This is a genomic window from Bowmanella pacifica, assembly GCF_014645355.1.
GTDB classification, from domain to species: Bacteria; Pseudomonadota; Gammaproteobacteria; order Enterobacterales; family Alteromonadaceae; genus Bowmanella; species Bowmanella pacifica.
The window spans coordinates 126,298-143,071 of record NZ_BMLS01000007.1 but is presented as its reverse complement, the minus strand read 5'-3'; the positions used below and the strand labels follow the sequence as shown (position 1 = coordinate 143,071).

General features: G+C 50.0%; 19 protein-coding genes. 14 read left to right on the top strand and 5 right to left on the bottom strand.

Features of this window, described 5'->3' with window-relative positions:
- Positions 1–47: 47 nt before the first annotated feature.
- Positions 48–533, bottom strand: a complete 486-nt coding sequence (locus IEX02_RS17665; RefSeq protein ID WP_188698282.1) for an FKBP-type peptidyl-prolyl cis-trans isomerase — start codon at positions 531–533, stop codon at positions 48–50.
- Positions 534–539: 6 nt separating this feature from the next.
- A complete protein-coding gene (gene ygfZ / locus IEX02_RS17660) occupies positions 540–1,511 on the bottom strand; it encodes a tRNA-modifying protein YgfZ (protein WP_188698279.1) in 972 nt (323 codons plus the stop codon).
- A 122-nt stretch (positions 1,512–1,633) separates the two neighbouring features.
- On the opposite strand from ygfZ, the gene IEX02_RS17655 reads away from it, so the two are divergent.
- From IEX02_RS17655 to IEX02_RS17645, 3 genes are read left to right on the top strand one after another with little or no spacing between them, the layout of a single operon-like run.
- Positions 1,634–1,885 carry an FAD assembly factor SdhE gene (locus IEX02_RS17655; RefSeq protein ID WP_188698277.1) on the top strand — a complete coding sequence of 84 codons (252 nt, stop codon included), beginning with the start codon at positions 1,634–1,636 and terminating at the stop codon, positions 1,883–1,885.
- Positions 1,872–2,309, top strand: coding sequence for a protein YgfX (locus IEX02_RS17650; RefSeq protein WP_268237440.1), 438 nt, complete (start codon positions 1,872–1,874; stop codon positions 2,307–2,309). The genes IEX02_RS17655 and IEX02_RS17650 overlap by 14 nt, the downstream gene beginning before the upstream one ends.
- Complete coding sequence (locus IEX02_RS17645) at positions 2,309–3,175, top strand: MaoC/PaaZ C-terminal domain-containing protein (protein WP_188698271.1); 867 nt, start codon at positions 2,309–2,311, stop codon at positions 3,173–3,175. The genes IEX02_RS17650 and IEX02_RS17645 overlap by 1 nt, the downstream gene beginning before the upstream one ends.
- A gap of 19 nt (positions 3,176–3,194) precedes the next feature.
- Here IEX02_RS17645 and nadB read toward each other — a convergent pair whose 3' ends face one another.
- Positions 3,195–4,802, bottom strand: a complete 1,608-nt coding sequence (gene nadB, locus IEX02_RS17640) for an L-aspartate oxidase (RefSeq protein WP_188698266.1) — start codon at positions 4,800–4,802, stop codon at positions 3,195–3,197.
- Between the two features lie 252 nt (positions 4,803–5,054).
- Between nadB and rpoE the strand changes: the two genes are divergently transcribed.
- From rpoE to IEX02_RS17590, 10 genes are all read left to right on the top strand, one after another.
- Entirely contained in the window at positions 5,055–5,633 is a 579-nt protein-coding gene (gene rpoE, locus IEX02_RS17635; protein ID WP_188698263.1) for an RNA polymerase sigma factor RpoE, read from the top strand.
- A 44-nt stretch (positions 5,634–5,677) separates the two neighbouring features.
- Positions 5,678–6,268, top strand: coding sequence for a sigma-E factor negative regulatory protein (locus IEX02_RS17630; protein ID WP_188698260.1), 591 nt, complete (start codon positions 5,678–5,680; stop codon positions 6,266–6,268).
- A 1-nt stretch (position 6,269) separates the two neighbouring features.
- Complete coding sequence (locus tag IEX02_RS17625; protein ID WP_268237439.1) at positions 6,270–7,220, top strand: MucB/RseB C-terminal domain-containing protein; 951 nt, start codon at positions 6,270–6,272, stop codon at positions 7,218–7,220.
- Positions 7,217–7,702: a SoxR reducing system RseC family protein gene (locus IEX02_RS17620; protein ID WP_188698253.1), complete on the top strand. Its 486-nt coding sequence runs from the start codon at positions 7,217–7,219 to the stop codon at positions 7,700–7,702. Before IEX02_RS17625 ends, IEX02_RS17620 begins: the two co-directional genes overlap by 4 nt.
- 148 nt (positions 7,703–7,850) lie before the next feature.
- Entirely contained in the window at positions 7,851–9,647 is a 1,797-nt protein-coding gene (gene lepA, locus IEX02_RS17615; protein WP_188698526.1) for a translation elongation factor 4, read from the top strand.
- Positions 9,648–10,574 carry a signal peptidase I gene (gene lepB, locus IEX02_RS17610; protein ID WP_188698250.1) on the top strand — a complete coding sequence of 309 codons (927 nt, stop codon included), beginning with the start codon at positions 9,648–9,650 and terminating at the stop codon, positions 10,572–10,574.
- On the top strand, positions 10,575–11,255 hold the full coding sequence (rnc, locus tag IEX02_RS17605; RefSeq protein WP_188698247.1) for a ribonuclease III: 681 nt from the start codon (positions 10,575–10,577) through the stop codon (positions 11,253–11,255). It begins immediately after the preceding gene.
- Positions 11,245–12,153 carry a GTPase Era gene (gene era, locus IEX02_RS17600; protein WP_229702283.1) on the top strand — a complete coding sequence of 303 codons (909 nt, stop codon included), beginning with the start codon at positions 11,245–11,247 and terminating at the stop codon, positions 12,151–12,153. The genes rnc and era overlap by 11 nt, the downstream gene beginning before the upstream one ends.
- A gap of 77 nt (positions 12,154–12,230) precedes the next feature.
- Entirely contained in the window at positions 12,231–12,875 is a 645-nt protein-coding gene (pdxH, locus tag IEX02_RS17595; RefSeq protein WP_188698243.1) for a pyridoxamine 5'-phosphate oxidase, read from the top strand.
- 45 nt (positions 12,876–12,920) lie between these two features.
- Complete coding sequence (locus IEX02_RS17590) at positions 12,921–13,688, top strand: TatD family hydrolase (RefSeq protein WP_188698241.1); 768 nt, start codon at positions 12,921–12,923, stop codon at positions 13,686–13,688.
- Here the strand turns inward: IEX02_RS17590 and IEX02_RS17585 are convergent.
- Together IEX02_RS17585 and IEX02_RS17580 are read right to left on the bottom strand one after the other, a co-directional pair.
- Positions 13,668–14,300 carry an AhpA/YtjB family protein gene (locus tag IEX02_RS17585; RefSeq protein WP_188698239.1) on the bottom strand — a complete coding sequence of 211 codons (633 nt, stop codon included), beginning with the start codon at positions 14,298–14,300 and terminating at the stop codon, positions 13,668–13,670. The two genes, IEX02_RS17590 and IEX02_RS17585, sit on opposite strands and share 21 nt — an antisense overlap.
- 44 nt (positions 14,301–14,344) lie before the next feature.
- The gene (locus IEX02_RS17580; RefSeq protein WP_188698236.1) at positions 14,345–15,577 is read right to left on the bottom strand and encodes a CaiB/BaiF CoA transferase family protein; all 1,233 of its coding nucleotides are present in this window, start codon (positions 15,575–15,577) and stop codon (positions 14,345–14,347) included.
- Positions 15,578–15,703: 126 nt separating this feature from the next.
- Here IEX02_RS17580 and serB point away from each other — a divergent pair, with 126 nt between their 5' ends.
- A complete protein-coding gene (serB, locus tag IEX02_RS17575) occupies positions 15,704–16,774 on the top strand; it encodes a phosphoserine phosphatase SerB (RefSeq protein WP_229702282.1) in 1,071 nt (356 codons plus the stop codon).

Sequence of the window (16,774 nt, the reverse complement as noted above, 5' to 3'; positions counted from 1 at the left end):
CAATGCCCGGCTTTTTTTCTTTAATATTAAGGCGTTAGCCTTAAGCATTAATGCTCGTGGCCGCAGCCGCCTTCACCATGCACATGGCCATGGGCTAATTCCTCTTCCGTGGCGTCTCGCACAGCCAGGACTTCAACATCGAATTTCAGGGTAACGCCGGACAGTGGGTGGTTGCCGTCGACGACAACTTCATCGTCGGTAATATCAATGATCATCACTGATTGATCACCATCATCAGTGGTCGCACGAAACTGCATGCCAACTTCTACATCCATGCCTTCAAACATAGACTTGGGTACCAGTTGAATCAGTTCGTCATGGCGTTCGCCGTAAGCATTTTCAGGGGCCACTTCGGCGACAAACTTATCGCCTGCAACTTTACCTACCAGGGCGTCTTCCAGGCCTTTGATTAAAAAATGTTGTCCGTGCAGAAAGCTCATGGGGTTACCATCGCGTGAAGAGTCGATTTGAACGTCTTCTTTAGTGCTGACAGTGTAGTGCATGGTCACGACTTTGTTTGGTGCGATTTGCATGGATAACTAGCCTTTATTTTCAAGTGAATAGGGTAGGGGCTGAACCTCGAAGACGACATCGGGTTGTGCCTTGCTGCGCAGCAGAGCGCCTTGCTGTGTGTCATTTGGCAAAATAGCCATCAACCAGGTTTCCTCGCTTAAGGTGGCACAGCTTAACACAGTCCCACCGCGACGCCAGTTTTCCTCAAGCTGTACTTCCAGGTCATCACCGGGGGCCATCTGTATGCCAACCTTTGCTCGCAGTATGTAGCTGGCACGTTTGTTTTTGCCTAGGTAACGGGTGCGGGCGACGGTTTCCTGCCCCATATAGCAGCCTTTGGTAAAGCTGATAGCATCCAGCGCCTGCATGTTCAGCATCTGAGGGACAAACTCACAGCTAGTTTGCGTGGCTAAGCTGGGAAAACCCGCCTGAATATCCAGCATTTGCCATAAACTGTGGCAATGGTGATAAGGCTGCATATGTGTCAGTAATTGCGCAGCCATCTGCTCATCCAAGCCTATCAGATAACGAAGTGTAGGACTGTCGTAACGTACCACCAACATGCCACCGGTTTGGGTATAGGTCAGATCTTCTGCAGGAAGCTGGCCTGCAATGTTCTGTAGCCAGGCTTCCAAATAAGGGCCCGCGCCGCCAAACCACACACGCTCACTCGTATGCCAGTCAACCTTGGAAAACACGGCGTATTTTTTCAGCTCAGGTAGCGATTTTTCTATAGCGGCGGTATCACCCAATAGCAATTGGCTATCCGTTAATGCCAACAGTTGATACAACGCCCAGGTCTTGCCCTTGGCATCGCAATGGCAAGCGCGCATAAGCTTGCCCGCAGACTGTGTGTTAAGGTCGTTGGTGAGTTGGCCTTGTAAATATTTTAGCCGCTCCTCTCCACCAACTTGAATGTCACTAAGCTGAGGCAATGTGACCAGATAGTCATCAGGCAGTGCATCTGCATGGGATATTGTCTGGAGAGTCGATGACATAAATGTCCTGCTTAAGTTAACTAAGTTCCGATCATGGGGTTTAAGCTAAACTGAAACAAGATCAGTTTGTTGAATTGAGTTAATATACTGGCCTTACCACAGGTTGTTTCAAAGAGGGCTGGATGTTTACAACGCAGAGAGTTAATCGGATCCGCTGGGCGTGTCGGCGTGGCATGCTTGAATTGGATGTCTTGTTTCAACCCTTCTTTGATGAAGTGTTCAGTGAGTTAACGGACGAAGACAAAGAAACCTTTGAACGACTTCTAACCTGTGACGATCCGGATCTTTTTGCTTGGGTAATGGGCCATCAGCAATGCGAAGATCCAATGCTGGCGGCCATGGTGGAGACCATAGTGAGCCGTGTTAAAGCATAGAATTGAGATAGGACGGTCAACCTACCAAAGGTGTATGTTGATTGCGCTGTATGTACTGCTCATCGGATCGGTGTGGTGTTGGCAGCCGCACGTTCTACCCTGGCAAACGGTTTGGCAGTTGTTATTGGCTGCGTTGCTCGGATTGATGCTTTATCGTCAGCTTAGAAAACCACAACCTACAGGTGTGGTAAATTTGAGTGAGGATGGAAAGTGGCAATGGCTGGATGGCCAAAGTTCCCCCATGCAAGTCACCGCAGATAGCAGGGTAACTGCCTGGCTGTTGTTTGTTTCTCTTCAGGATGCGCTGGATCATCGCCAGCGACAGTACCTGTGTATATTTCGTGATGCAGTTTCTGTGGCCGATTATCGACGTCTATGTCGTATACTCAGCTTAGGTCACCCATCCAGTTTGGAGGGCAATTGATGAATATTAGACAGTTTACCCCGGAATCTTTGCCTAAAGTCCCTGCCATGCTGTTGCGTGCAGCAGTCAAATCTGGTCAGCAAGCACCGGCGCCGCAGTTACCTGAGTTGGTACTGCGATGTGATGGCATAAGTGCCTGTTCTGACAAGCTGGATGAATACCATGGGTTGCTGGCCTGGCGGCAAGAGAGCGTGCATCCGGGGTGGTTGCATTGCCTGGCGTTGCCGCTGCATTTGGGATTGCTGCTGGACAAAGGTTTTCCGTTTAAGGTGATGGGACTGGTGCATATGGAAAACCATATTCGCCAGTATCGTGCCGTGGGGCGCCATGAAAAACTTTCCATTAGTTGCCGTTTTGACAAGCTTCGCCGCCATAGGTTGGGCTGGCAGTTTTCACTGTTAACCGATATTCAGGTTGGTGAAGAGATGGTTTGGCAAGGCCGAAGTGTCAGCTTGGTTCGTCATGGTGATTTGCCAAAACGCAGCTTACCTTCCGCGTCGGCAAATCTGCCCTGTGGCGAACAATGGCATTTAGATGCTAATTTAGGTCGCCAATATGCCAAGGTGTCTGGTGATTACAACCCGATTCACTTGTATCCCTGGTCTGCACGTTTCTTTGGTTTTAAGTCTCAGATTATTCACGGTATGTGGAGTAAGGCGCGCTGCATTACTGCACTAGCGCCCATAGTGGGAGAGGCATTTGAGCTGAGTGTGAGCTTTCGCAAACCGGTATTTTTACCCTGTGATGTCAGCTTTCACCATCAGCCAGAGCCGGATAAGGGCAGTTTTACCTTAGGCTCGGCAGATGGTCACGATTTGCATCTTAGTGGCAAATATCAGCGCTTCCCACTGGCGCCATTAAATTAATTTATGGCGGCTGGCAGCGCTATCTGGAGGGATAGCGCTGCGGGTATAGCACGGAAGGTTGGGGGGCGTCCTGCAAATCCGGGTAATCCAGATTGTAGTGTAGGCCGCGGCTTTCTTTTCTTTGCATCGCACATCTGACAATTAATTCAGAAACCGTCACCAAGTTACGTAATTCCAGCAAGTTATTACTAACCCTGAAGTTACTGTAATACTCATCGATTTCTTGTTTCAGCAGCTCAATCCTGCGTAACGCGCGCTCAAGTCGCTTGTTCGTGCGTACTATACCCACATAGTCCCACATAAAAAGCCTTAACTCATGCCAGTTATGCTGAATCACAACCTCCTCGTCGGAGTTGCTCACCTGGCTTTCATCCCAGGGCGAAATCGCTTCCTTTTCGTCCTCTTGTTCCAGTCTGGCCATAATGTGTGTGGCCGCCGCTCTGGCAAATACCACGCATTCCAGTAAGGAGTTGCTGGCCATGCGATTGGCGCCGTGCAGGCCGGTATAAGCCACTTCGCCTATTGCGTAGAGATTGTCTAGGTCGGTGCGGGCATCGAAGTCTGTCATCACTCCGCCGCAGCTGTAATGGGCGGCCGGGACGATAGGAATGGGATCCCGGGTAATATCAATGCCAAGTGAGCGGCACTTTCGATAGATAGTGGGGAAATGCTTGATAATAAAATCCGCAGGCTTGTGGCGGATATCCAGGTACATGCAATCGGCACCCAGACGCTTCATTTCATAATCGATGGCCCTAGCCACAACATCGCGCGGTGCAAGCTCAGCAAGTTCGTGGAACTTGTGCATAAAACGGGTGCCATCGGCATGGGTTAAATAAGCCCCTTCACCACGTAGCGCTTCGGTGATCAGAAAGTTTCTGGCCTGTGGATGATACAGGCAGGTTGGGTGAAACTGGTTGAATTCCATGTTGGCGACCCTGCATCCCGCGCGCCAAGCCATGGCAATGCCATCACCACTGGAGACATCCGGATTGGAAGTGTACTGATAGACTTTGCTGGCGCCGCCGGTTGCTAACGCAACGAAGCGGCTTCTGACCACCTCAACATGCTCAAGGTTACGGTTCCAGGCGTAAGCACCAAGTACCTTGTTAGGAGAGCGTCGGCTACGAATCAGATCGACCGCATTGTATCGTTCAAGCACTTCAATATTTGGATGACTGCGTACCGCATCAATCAAGGTTGTTTGCACGGCTTTCCCGGTTGCATCGGCAGCATGCAGAATGCGTCGGTGGCTATGCCCGCCTTCCCGCGTCAAGTGAAAGCGCGCTTCACCATGAGCATCGGTTTCCTGATCAAAGGGAACGCCGAAGTTAATCAACCATTCCATGGCTTGCTTGGCATTTCCCGCCGTAAATTCAACGGCGGCCCGGTCGCATAGGCCTGCGCCAGCGACCATGGTGTCTTCCACATGGGAGTCAATGGAATCGGTTTCATCGAAAACGGCGGCAATGCCGCCTTGGGCATACATAGTTGAGCCTTCACTAATGCCGCTTTTGCTTAGCACTATGATGCGGCACTTTTGGGCCATTTTCAGGGCCAGGCTGAGACCAGCTGCGCCGCTGCCGATGATTAAAAGATCACATTGATGTTCAACCGCTTGATGCATGGGGTAAACTGTTCAGGTTCTATTTCATTTGGGCATGATACTATCTTATTGGTTTAGTATGAATTCCCGTGTGGTTCAGACTGTTCTCTCGGCGCTTGTGATGGGCTTGGAAAGTTGATTTAGCGTACACTTTGCAAAAACATTTCATAAGCTTGAAATAATTTCGAACTTTTTTTCAGACTGACAGTCTATTTAGGTGCTTGCGAGAGCCAAGAGCATCAGAAAAGCGGTTCAAAAGGGGATGTGGCTCGGATGAGCGAGCAATTTACAGATCAACAATTGGTTGAGAAAGTACAACAGGGCGACAAAAACGCGTTTAATTTTTTGGTCATTAAGTACCAGCATAAGGTTGCCCACTTAGTGTCCCGATACGTTAAGAACAGCGGAGATGTTGCAGATGTGACGCAAGAAGCCTTTATTAAGGCTTACAGAGCGTTACCCAGTTTTCGCGGTGAAAGTGCCTTTTATACATGGTTGTATCGGATCGCGGTAAACAGCGCGAAGAATTATTTGGTGGCACAAGGCAGGAAGCCACCGGCTAATGATGTGGATGCAGAGGAAGCCGATTTTTATGACGGCAGTGACGCGCTTAAGGAGAATGCTTCTCCAGAGCGTAAGCTGATGTCAGAGCAGATGGAAAAGTTGTTGTTTGACACTGTCGATAAGCTGCCCGAAGATTTACGTATGGCTATTACCCTACGTGAGTTGGAAGGGCTAAGCTATGAAGAGATTGCTACTGTGATGGACTGCCCTGTGGGTACTGTGCGATCACGTATCTTCAGAGCGCGGGAAGCTATCGATAAAGTGATTCAACCCCTGTTACAGAAATAGCTGACACTGAAGTTAAGTGCCACGTTACTCAGGAACTTTGTTTAATGAAGCAGCAAAAACTAGAAAACCTCTCGGCCTTGGTAGACGGTGAACAGTCCTTAGAGGGACTGGCATTGGATGACCAAACCGAGCGGGAACTGGTCGATAAATGGCGCAGCTATCATTTGATTCGTGATGGCTTGCGAAAAGAACTGCCTCCCCAATTAGACTTTGATATAAGTAGCAAAGTATCTGCAGCGCTTGAAAACGAACCGACCATTCTGGCCCCGCGCAAAGGTTTACGTGACCTGCCGGTGATTGGCCATGTGATCCCTTTTGTTCGTCAAGGGGGCCAATTTGCCCTGGCCGCATCGGTGGCGGTAGCCATGATTTTAGGGGTTCAGCAGTTTAATCAGCCTAAGCCTGAGCAGCCATTTAGCTCAGCGCCAGCCTTGGCCATTCCAGGTATGCAGCAAGGTGGTTTGTCACCGGTGAGTTTAGAGCAGACCCGCCCTTTGCCACAGACGGATGCGCTTGAGCAAAAGCGCCGTATAAATGCCTACCTGACAGATCATGAAAGACAAATGCGTTTGAAAGCCAGCCAGCATAGTGAGGTTAGCGAGCACCCCGCACAACCAGAGCCGCAGCAGAAGTAATATGCGGCGATGGTGGTGGTGCGCAGTTTTTTGTTGTTTTTCGGTCGTAGCCCAACCTGACGATAGCGCCCAAGCCTGGATGGATAAAATGGCATCGGCGCTTAAGCAACTCAATTATCAAGTGTCCTTCGTATTGGTTCAGCCTAATGGTGGGTTTGAACCTTATCTTTGGCGTCATGCTGTTCAGAACGGCATAGAAGTCGAACATCTTAGTTTGCAAAACGGCCCCGGTAGGGAAATCGTCCGCATCGGAGACCTGGTCAGCTATTTCGAGCCTAATGTACCTGCATATTCTATACGTTCAACTTCCATAAATGGACCGCTGCCGGTTACTTTATTCCGTCAACCAAAGCTTCTTGAAGAGAGTTACGATTTTGTTGTGGTGGGTCGCAGTCGCGTGGCTGGACGCTCTGCCCAGCAGATTCGTATCATCAGTAAAGATCGCAGTCGTTATGGCTATAACTTATGGCTCGACCAAGACAGCGGTTTGTTGTTGAAACTGGATATGATGAATCTACAAGGGGAACCGCTGGAACAGGTGCAGGTAACCTCATTGCATGTTACGCCTGAGCCTGATGAGTATTTCTTGCGGATTGAAGAAGACAAAATGCCTGAGACCTTGCATCTCAATGAGACTGATCCGGTTCCAGGGAATTGGAAAGTAAACTGGCTGCCGGTTGGTATGGTTGAAGTGCGTCGTGATATGCATAGATTGCCAATGACGGGGCAGATGGTGGATTACGTCATGTTTAGCGACGGTCTTATCGACGTTTCTTTATATCTGCAAGCGGTGCAACCAGGCTCGTCTGAAAACGGCTGGCTGAAATATGGTGCAAACACCCTGCTGTCCTTACAAAAAGGTGCTCTGGAGATTACCGTGGTTGGCAAATTGCCACCGCAAACAGCCAATGCCATCGCCAACTCTGTGCAATATATCGAGACACCGCAGTGATTGAAGAGCTAGGTGTTATCAAAGCGGTCGATCAAGATCACATTTGGGTTGAAACTCAGATAAAGACTACCTGTGGGGGCTGCAGCGTTAATCAGGATTGTGGTACCGGTGCTGTCGCTAGGGGACTGTCACCAAAGAGTCAGTTATTGATTTTTCGTTGTACTAAACCCGCGACTATCGGTCAGCAAGTCAAACTTGGGATCCCGGAAGAGGACTTGTTGGGTGCCTCGGCGTTGATGTATCTACTGCCGTTGTTGGTATTGATGGCCAGTGTCTTGCTGGGCAGCGCGTTTTTACCTGCTGTTGGGTTACAGCACGAACTTTGGAGTGTGCTTCTGGCTGCTATATTTACTGCCCTGAGCTTTTGGCAGATAAAGCGTTACCTGCAAAGTGCGAAGCGTTCGCAGTATCAGCCACGTTTGCTGGAGTTACTTCCCTATCATGGTCAGACGCTGGATGTGGTTGAAGTCACCGATCACTAACCTGCCCGCCGTTATTTATCCCCGGCTTTTCCGCCAGTTTGAGTGCATACCATAACAAGATCGCAAAGCGCGCAATAAAACGGTAAAATCGCCGCCTTATTGCAATAGTTCAGTTTTTTGGCCTTAAGTAGGAATGTCAGACATTACCATGCAGCTCAAGCATATCCGCAATTTCAGTATTATCGCCCACATTGACCACGGTAAATCCACTCTTTCCGATCGCCTTATTCAGCATTGCGGCGGTCTGAGCGACCGGGAAATGGCTGCTCAGGTTCTTGATTCGATGGATCTGGAGCGTGAGCGTGGCATTACCATTAAAGCGCAGAGCGTTACCCTTAACTATAAGGCCAAAGACGGTGAGACCTATCAACTGAATTTCATCGATACCCCCGGACACGTAGACTTTTCTTATGAAGTGTCACGCTCCCTGGCTGCCTGTGAAGGGGCGCTGCTGGTGGTGGATGCTGGGCAGGGCGTAGAAGCCCAAACCCTGGCAAACTGTTACACCGCCATCGAAATGGATCTGGAAGTGGTGCCAATCCTGAACAAGATCGATTTGCCTCAGGCCGAACCTGATCGTGTGGCGGCCGAGATTGAAGATATTGTGGGTATCGATGCGATGAATGCCGTGCGTTGCTCTGCCAAAACGGGTATTGGCATCGACGACGTGCTGGAAGTTATTGTTAAGCAGGTACCTCCTCCGGTTGGTAATACCGAGGGCCCTCTGCAGGCATTGATTGTTGACTCCTGGTTCGACAACTATCAAGGGGTCGTGTCTCTGGTGCGCGTCATGCATGGTGAGCTTAAAGCCGGTGATAAAATTAAGATCATGTCTAACGGACAGGTTCATCAAATCGACAAGATTGGTATTTTCACCCCTAAAGCGACAGATACCGGCGTATTGCGTACCGGCGAGGTTGGCTTTGTTATTGCCGGCATTAAAGAGATCCATGGTGCCCCGGTAGGGGATACTATTACTCTGGCTAAGCAACCAGCTGATAAGGCGTTACCTGGCTTTAAGAAAGTGAAGCCGCAAGTCTATGCCGGTATGTTTCCCATCAGTTCTGATGACTACGAAGACTTCCGTGACGCGTTGGCGAAGCTGAGTCTGAATGATGCTTCTTTGTTCTTCGAGCCGGAAAACTCCAGTGCGCTGGGCTTTGGATTCCGCATTGGTTTCCTTGGCATGCTACACATGGAGATTATTCAGGAGCGACTGGAGCGTGAATACGATCTGGACCTGATCACCACAGCCCCAACGGTAGTGTACGAAGTGGTGACAACCAAAGGGCAGACTGTTCAGGTTGATAACCCATCAAAACTGCCGGCGGTTAATGATATTGCCGAGATTCACGAACCTATTGTTGAAGCCAATATTCTGGTTCCCAAGGATTACTTGGGTAATGTCATCACCTTGTGTATCGAAAAGCGTGGTGTACAAACCAATATGACCTATCACGGTAACCAGGTGGCGGTAACTTATGAGTTGCCCATGGCCGAAGTGGTGATGGACTTTTTTGACCGTCTGAAGTCAACCAGTCGTGGTTTTGCTTCCCTGGATTACAACTTTAAACGTTTCCAAACGGCCGATATGGTGCGCTTGGATATCTTGGTCAACGGCGAGCGAGTTGATGCCCTGGCAGTGATCACTCACCGCGAGAATTCACAATACCGAGGTCGGGAGTTGGTTGAGAAGCTGCGTGAGCTGATTCCAAGACAGATGTTTGATATTGCCATTCAGGCGGCTATCGGCAACCATGTCATCGCACGTAGCACGGTGAAGCAATTGCGTAAGAACGTTATTGCCAAGTGTTATGGTGGTGACGTAAGTCGTAAGAAAAAGCTGCTTCAGAAGCAGAAAGAGGGTAAGAAACGGATGAAGCAGGTTGGCAACGTGGAACTGCCGCAAGATGCCTTCTTGGCCGTACTGAAAGTAGGAAAGTAAATGGCAAATTATTTCTCCATAGGGCTAGTTTTTATCACCCTGGCATCAGGTTTGATTTGGCTGGCTGATGCCCTGTTATGGGCGCCTAAGCGTAAAGAAAAGATGGCATTGGCCAAAGCCAGTAACGGTGGCACCAATCTGGATGACGAGACACTGCAAAAGATAGCGCCAGAGCCTTATCTGGTGGATACCGCAAAGCAGATATTTCCGGTTATTGCCTTTGTTTTGGTATTACGTTCATTTTTATATGAACCCTTCCAAATTCCATCCGGTTCAATGATGCCCACCCTGCTGGTTGGGGACTTTATTCTGGTGGAGAAGTTTACTTACGGCCTCAAAGATCCTGTCGCCCGTAATAAGTTTCTGGAAGTAGGTGAGCCAGAACGCGGTGATATTGTGGTGTTTAAATACCCCGAAGATCCTAATATTGACTTTATCAAGCGTGTGGTTGGCCTGCCTGGCGATACAGTGGTATACAAAAATAAGCAGGTGTTTATTAAACCGGCTTGTGATGTCACTGCCACACCACAATGCCCACCGTTAAAGCCGGTGGAGCTGACGTTTGAGCAACGGGGTGAGTTCTTTCAGGATCTAGTGCCCCTTGAGCGCTTTACCGAAAAACTCGGAGAGGTGAGCCATCAGATTCTGCGTAATCCTGCCGTGCCGCCTCATCCTCAGATGTACTACCAACAGCCAGGTACCGCTGCCGGAGAGTTCCTGGTGCCAGAAGGCCAATATATGGTGTTAGGGGATAACCGTGACAACAGCCGTGATAGCCGCTACTGGGGATTTGTGCCGGATGAAAATCTGGTGGGCAAGGCCGTGGCTATCTGGATAAGTTTTGAATTTGATCGTGAGCCAAGCAGTTGGGTTCCTGGTTGGATCCCAACCGGTGTGCGTTTCTCTCGTGTAGGTGGTATCCACTAGATGCTGGATCCTTATAAGAGCCTGACAAGGAAACTGGGTTATCAATTTAAGGACATAAGCGGACTTGAGCTGGCGTTAACGCACCGCAGTGCTGCCAAACAGCATAATGAGCGCCTGGAATATCTCGGTGATTCTGTGCTGGGCATGGTGATTGCCAGGGCGTTGTATCTGCGCTTCCCCGAGCAGCCGGAAGGTAAGCTAACCCGTATGCGTGCCACTTTAGTAAAGGGGGATACGCTGGCAGAATTGGCACGGGAGTTTGAGCTGGGCGAATTGCTAAAATTAGGCCCAGGTGAGCTCAAAAGTGGCGGTTACCGTCGTGACTCTATTCTATCCGATGCGATGGAAGCCATTATTGGCGCGATATTCCTCGAAGCTGGATTAGATACCGTCAACAAGCTGATCCTAACCTGGTACGCCAGCCGTATTGAGCAACTGGATCCTAATGTTCACCCCAAAGATCATAAGACGCGCTTGCAGGAGTACCTGCAAGGCCGCAAGCAGCCACTGCCTGAGTACGAAGTGGTAGATGTGAAAGGTAAGTCCCATGATCAGACCTTTGTGGTGGAATGTCGGGTAGTTGAACTGCTCGAACCTATACAGGCTAAAGGCAACAGCCGCCGTCGCGCTGAACAACAGGCCGCCAAGTTGGTACTGGAGAAATTGAACCATGCACTCTGAACATTCAACCTATTGCGGCATGGTGGCCATTGTAGGGCGGCCTAATGTTGGTAAATCTACCTTACTTAACAAGTTGTTGGGACAGAAAGTCAGCATTACGTCACGTAAGCCACAGACCACCCGACATCGTATAGTAGGCATTGACACCGAGGGTGATTACCAGGCCATTTATGTAGATACGCCAGGTTTACACCGTGAAGAGAAACGCGCCATCAATCGCTTGATGAACCGTGCAGCCTCAAGCTCTTTGGCTGATGTGGGGTTAGTGCTCTTTGTGGTGGAAGGAACACGCTGGACCGAAGACGATGAGATGGTCTTGAGTAAGGTCAAGGAGTCCGGGCTGGAATGCTGGCTCTTGGTCAACAAAATTGATCAAATCAAAGACCGAGAGGCCCTGCTACCCCATCTGCAATGGTTAGGCAGCCAACATAAGTTTGAGCATGTGATACCGATTTCGGCAAAGCAAGGCAGTAACTTGGACAGACTGCGTGAGCTGGTTCACCAAAGCCTGCCCGAGTCGGAATTTTATTTCCCGGAAGAATATGTTACGGATCGCTCATCACGTTTTATGGCGGCAGAGATCATCCGAGAAAAACTTATGCGTTTCACCGGTGACGAGCTACCTTATTCGGTCACGGTGGAAATCGAGCAGTTTAAGTTGTCTGACAATGGCATCTATCAGATTAATGGTCTGATCTTGGTTGAGCGAGACAGTCAGAAAGCCATGGTCATAGGTAAGGGCGGACAACGCCTTAAAACCATTGGTCAGGAAGCGCGTCAGGATATGGAGCGTTTGTTCGATAATAAAGTGTTTCTGGAACTCTGGGTGAAGGTCAAGTCTGGCTGGGCCGATGACGAGAGAGCACTGCGCAGCTTAGGCTACGGTGAAAATGACTAACTAGTCGAACAGGTGGCCTGCGCCAGGTGGGCCAGTTCCCCGGCGCGGTATACCTATGTGCTACAGAGGGGAAGTGCATGCTGGATAAATTAGCCGATATTCGTCGTGAATACAGCCGGGGCGGATTGGACAGAAAAGATCTGAACGATGACCCCTTTGTACAATTTGAAGCCTGGCTGAAAGAAATTATAGCTACCGGCCTGCCAGATCCAACCGCGATGACAGTGGCGACAGTGGATAGCGCGGGGCAACCTTCGCAACGCATTGTGTTGCTAAAGGATGTGAGTCCCAAGGGCTTTATCTTTTATACCAACCTAGGCAGTCGGAAAGCTGCCGAGCTTAAATCCAATCCTCGTATTTCGTTGCATTTTCCCTGGCATCTTATTGAACGTCAGGTCAAGGTGTGCGGTGTGGTTGAGCCTTTGTCGACCTTAGAAGTCAGTAAATATTTCCTGTCCCGTCCCCGCGAAAGTCAGTTAGCCGCATGGGCGTCGGAGCAAAGTCGGCCGGTATCCACGCGTCAGCTGCTGATGAGTAAATTTGCTGAAGTGAAAGACAAGTTTGCCAAGGGCGAAGTTCCTCTGCCTAGTTTCTGGGGAGGGTATCGGGTTGTGCCGCATGAAATAGAGTTTTGGCAAGGTGGTGAGCATCGCTTGCATGACCGTTTTGTCTATCGCCGTCAATCTGATCAGTCCTGGACAATTGAACGCTTGATGCCTTAATGGGATGCTTGTCACTCAGAGGGCAGGCCAGTCAGGGTAAGTAAAATGATAGACAGTCATTGCCATCTGGATTTTGCCGCTTTTGATGCCGACAGGCAGGCTCAGATTGACTTGGCCGTCAGCAAAGGAGTCTCGGACTTTATCATTCCCGGTGTCAGTGCTGCGCAGTGGCCAGCATTGATTCGTTTGTGTCAGCGCACGCCGGCTTTGCATTTTGCCCTAGGGTTACACCCTCATTTTCTTACCGATTACCAACCCGAGAACCTGGCCTTACTGGACTCCTTGTTGCAGCAACATCGAAGCGCGGTGGTAGCGGTTGGTGAGATAGGCATTGACCTGGCGATTGATGTGGACCCGTCATTACAGGAGAAGCTTTTCTGCACTCAGCTTGAGTTAGCTAAGCAGTATAAGCTGCCAGCTATCGTGCACCATCGAAAGTCCCATCACCGTATTATGCATTGCCTGAAAGCAACCAAATTTGACCAGGGCGGTGTGCTCCATGCTTTCTCTGGCAGTCTGCAGCAAGCGCAGCATTACCTGGATATGGGATTTAAACTGGGTATTGGGGGCACCATAACCTACCCCAGAGCAGTGAAAACCCGTGATACGGTGCGTCAATTACCCCTGGAAGGGATTGTTCTTGAGACTGACAGCCCGGATATGCCAATAATGGGCCGTCAGGGGCTGCGCAACAGCCCAGTATATCTGGAGCAGGTTCGTGACTGCCTGGCGGATTTACTCGGGATGGACAGCCTCAGCGTGGAAAGGCAAACGGATAACAATGTGCAAAGGTTATTTAAACTCGGCAACTGAACGTGTAGTTTCTACATCCACAGAAAGTTTGCGATAACGGACCTTATAGAAAGCCCGGGTCACCAATACACCGATAGCGAAAGCCAACAGCAATAGCGCGTAGGTTTGCTGACGACGATGATCTTGGACCTGAGTTTGGTATTGCATAATGGCTTGTCTGTCCATAATCAGACGTATATAGCCAATTAACTGGTCGTCATTAAAAACTTCTTTTACATAGACCATAGGTTGATTTTGTACCTGGGTCTTAAATTGCGTCACCAGATCCAGTGGATCACCCGCTTCGTACATCAACTCACCTTTGTCATTATGCATGGTGGCATTGAGCACATGATTATCTTCCACTAACTGTTGTAACGTGCGCTGCACTGCGCTGATATCTTCGTCCTGCATCAAGGTCGCTGCGAGTTTGGCACTATGAGAAACCAGGCTATTGCCTAACTGGTCCGCCTGGGCTGCCAGAATATGCTGATCCTGATCGACACTGGATAACCAGATGTTGATACCAATAATGGCTGCAATGACCGCCAAGCCGAAGTTGGCCAGACGTTTATAAATGGAGTAGGTGCTAGGTAGCTCCCACTCCATATGAAAAAGATGCTTAGTATTCATAGCCGCTACAATAGGGGATTACTGGCTAAATGCAAGCTTGGCAGTTAATCAGACACCGGGGCATTTATTACCCCTAGGTGGACTAAGTGGGTCAACTCCTCGCCAGTTAAGCCCAGGCGTTGTCGTAAAATCTGTTCACTGTGTTGCCCCAATGCCGGTGGCGGGCTGTGGTATTGCACCGGCGATTGACTGAACTGGATAGGATTACCGACAAAGGGTTGTGTATGACCGTCTTTATCGCTGAACTGCCGCTGCATCTGCCGGTGCTGCACTTGTGGATTAGCAAATGCTTCTCCCACGTTATTGATAGGGCTGCATGGGATGGAAAGCGCTTCCAGATTCGTCAGCCACCACTGGCTGCTTTGCTGGCGTAAAATATCCGCCACTAGTGGCACTAATGTTTCTCTGTGCTGTACCCGCTGCGCATTGGTTAGATATTGCGGCTGGCCTAACAGTGCTTCACAACCTGGCAGGCTGCAAAAACGGGCAAATTGCTGGTCATTGCCGACAGCCAGAATAATATGGCCGTCGGCCGTGGCGAAACTTTGATAAGGCACAATATTCGGGTGGGCATTACCGAACCGGTTTGGAGATTGACCTGTGGTCAAATAGTTCATGGCCTGGTTAGCCAGGCAGGCTATTTGTACATCCAGTAACGCCAAGTCAATATATTGCCCAAGGCCAGTAGAATGACGGTAAAGCAGGGCCGCTTGAATCGCATTGCAGGCGTAGAGTCCGGTGAGAATGTCGGCCAGCGCCACACCCACCTTCATGGGCGAGCCATCTGGTTCACCGGTTACGCTCATTAGCCCCCCCATGGCCTGGATCATAAAGTCATAGCCTGGTTGGGATGCCATAGGTCCTTGCTGGCCAAAGCCGGTAATAGAGCAATAAATCAAGCCAGGATTACTGATTTTTAGGCTGTTGTAGTCAAGTCCGTACTTCGCCAGGCCACCCACCTTGAAATTCTCTACTACAACATCAGATTGGGCGGCTAACCTATGTATTAGTGCCTGGCCTTCGGGTTTACTGAAATCTATTGCCACAGAATGCTTGTTGCGGTTGGCTGTATGAAAATACGCAGCATCACAACCCTGTTGGCCCTGAATAAAGGGCGGTCCCCAGCCACGGGTGTCGTCCCCTTTGCCGGGAGGCTCAATTTTTATCACCTCAGCACCGAAGTCGGCCAGCATCTGAGTCGCCCAGGGGCCAGCCAAGACCCGGCTGAGATCCAATACCTTAATACCGGCTAACGCTGAGGTTTGATTTTGTTGCATATGTCCTCCGTCGTGCAGACTGAGTCATTATGCTACAACGGCTAAGCTGCGTTTAACTATTGAATTGTGCGGGCAAGCCTGCAAGAATCCTGAGCCTTATTTCGCCAGTCCCGCCAAGGTAGTCTAGTGACCGAATTACAATTGACCTCTGCACAACGTTGCTCAAGTGCTTTTCTCGTTAAGTTGTTTGCTATTCCTGAACTGCAGCTATTTCATCTGGAGGCGAGTCGCGTTTGCACTAACCTCAGTGCCGAGCAATTGGGTGGCATGGCGTGTTCCATAGGACAGAGCAGTGAGCCGCAGATAACACCTGACTGGCAACCCGCTGTTATGGTGGTGAATGCACAGGCGCTGACATTGGAGAAGTTGTTGTCTGTCCAGTCAGCCCTTAAGCCTTGGTTGCAAATTGGCAGTGTCACAAAGTGTCATACTGTTGATGAGTTGGATGGCCTGGCCGTTGCCATGCAGGTACGAGTTTGTCCGCAAGGGCTACCGTCAGGTACCCTGCAACAACTGGCTATTGCCCAACAGCTTGAACTCAATCTGTTGCAAAGCCAACCGCGTCTGGATCAGCCTGGTTTGCTGGTGATGGATATGGACAGCACAGTTATTCAGATGGAATGTATTGATGAAATTGCCACATTGGCCGGGGTGGGACCTGAGGTTGCAGAAGTGACCGAGCTGGCTATGCAGGGTAAATTAGACTTTGCGCAAAGCTTGACCCAGCGTGTTGGTTGCTTAAAGGATGCCGATGAAAAGATCCTTCAGCAGGTTCGTGACAGCTTGCCGCTGATGCCTGGATTGGAGCGCTTGGTCAAGGTGCTTAAGGCCCATGGCTGGAAGATTGCCATCGCGTCGGGCGGCTTTACCTATTTTGCTGATTATCTGAAAGTGCGTTTGGGACTGGATGCGGCAGTGTCAAATAAGTTAGGCATTGCTGATGGCAAGCTGACTGGATTGGTGGACGGCGCTATCGTTGATGCCAATGTTAAGGCGCAAACCTTAAAAGATCTGGCACAACAATATGGTATTGAACCTCAGCAAACCATCGCCATGGGAGACGGGGCTAATGACTTAGTCATGATGTCGGCGGCGGGCCTCGGCGTGGCATACAAAGCCAAACCCGTGGTGTTAGAGAAAGCCGACGCGGCGATTCGCTTCGGTGGACTGGATGAACTGCTGTATTTACTTAAGTAG

Coding starts and splice junctions, on each gene's coding strand:
- IEX02_RS17625 (WP_268237439.1), top strand. CDS start 6,270: ATGCGGCGATGGTGGTGGTGCGCAGTTTTTTGTTGTTTTTCGGTCGTA.
- nadB (WP_188698266.1), bottom strand. CDS start 4,802: ATGCATCAAGCGGTTGAACATCAATGTGATCTTTTAATCATCGGCAGC.
- pdxH (WP_188698243.1), top strand. CDS start 12,231: ATGCTGGATAAATTAGCCGATATTCGTCGTGAATACAGCCGGGGCGGA.
- IEX02_RS17580 (WP_188698236.1), bottom strand. CDS start 15,577: ATGCAACAAAATCAAACCTCAGCGTTAGCCGGTATTAAGGTATTGGAT.
- IEX02_RS17665 (WP_188698282.1), bottom strand. CDS start 533: ATGCAAATCGCACCAAACAAAGTCGTGACCATGCACTACACTGTCAGC.
- lepA (WP_188698526.1), top strand. CDS start 7,851: ATGCAGCTCAAGCATATCCGCAATTTCAGTATTATCGCCCACATTGAC.
- IEX02_RS17590 (WP_188698241.1), top strand. CDS start 12,921: ATGATAGACAGTCATTGCCATCTGGATTTTGCCGCTTTTGATGCCGAC.
- ygfZ (WP_188698279.1), bottom strand. CDS start 1,511: ATGTCATCGACTCTCCAGACAATATCCCATGCAGATGCACTGCCTGAT.
- IEX02_RS17655 (WP_188698277.1), top strand. CDS start 1,634: ATGTTTACAACGCAGAGAGTTAATCGGATCCGCTGGGCGTGTCGGCGT.
- lepB (WP_188698250.1), top strand. CDS start 9,648: ATGGCAAATTATTTCTCCATAGGGCTAGTTTTTATCACCCTGGCATCA.
- era (WP_229702283.1), top strand. CDS start 11,245: ATGCACTCTGAACATTCAACCTATTGCGGCATGGTGGCCATTGTAGGG.
- IEX02_RS17645 (WP_188698271.1), top strand. CDS start 2,309: ATGAATATTAGACAGTTTACCCCGGAATCTTTGCCTAAAGTCCCTGCC.
- IEX02_RS17630 (WP_188698260.1), top strand. CDS start 5,678: ATGAAGCAGCAAAAACTAGAAAACCTCTCGGCCTTGGTAGACGGTGAA.
- rpoE (WP_188698263.1), top strand. CDS start 5,055: ATGAGCGAGCAATTTACAGATCAACAATTGGTTGAGAAAGTACAACAG.
- IEX02_RS17585 (WP_188698239.1), bottom strand. CDS start 14,300: ATGAATACTAAGCATCTTTTTCATATGGAGTGGGAGCTACCTAGCACC.
- rnc (WP_188698247.1), top strand. CDS start 10,575: ATGCTGGATCCTTATAAGAGCCTGACAAGGAAACTGGGTTATCAATTT.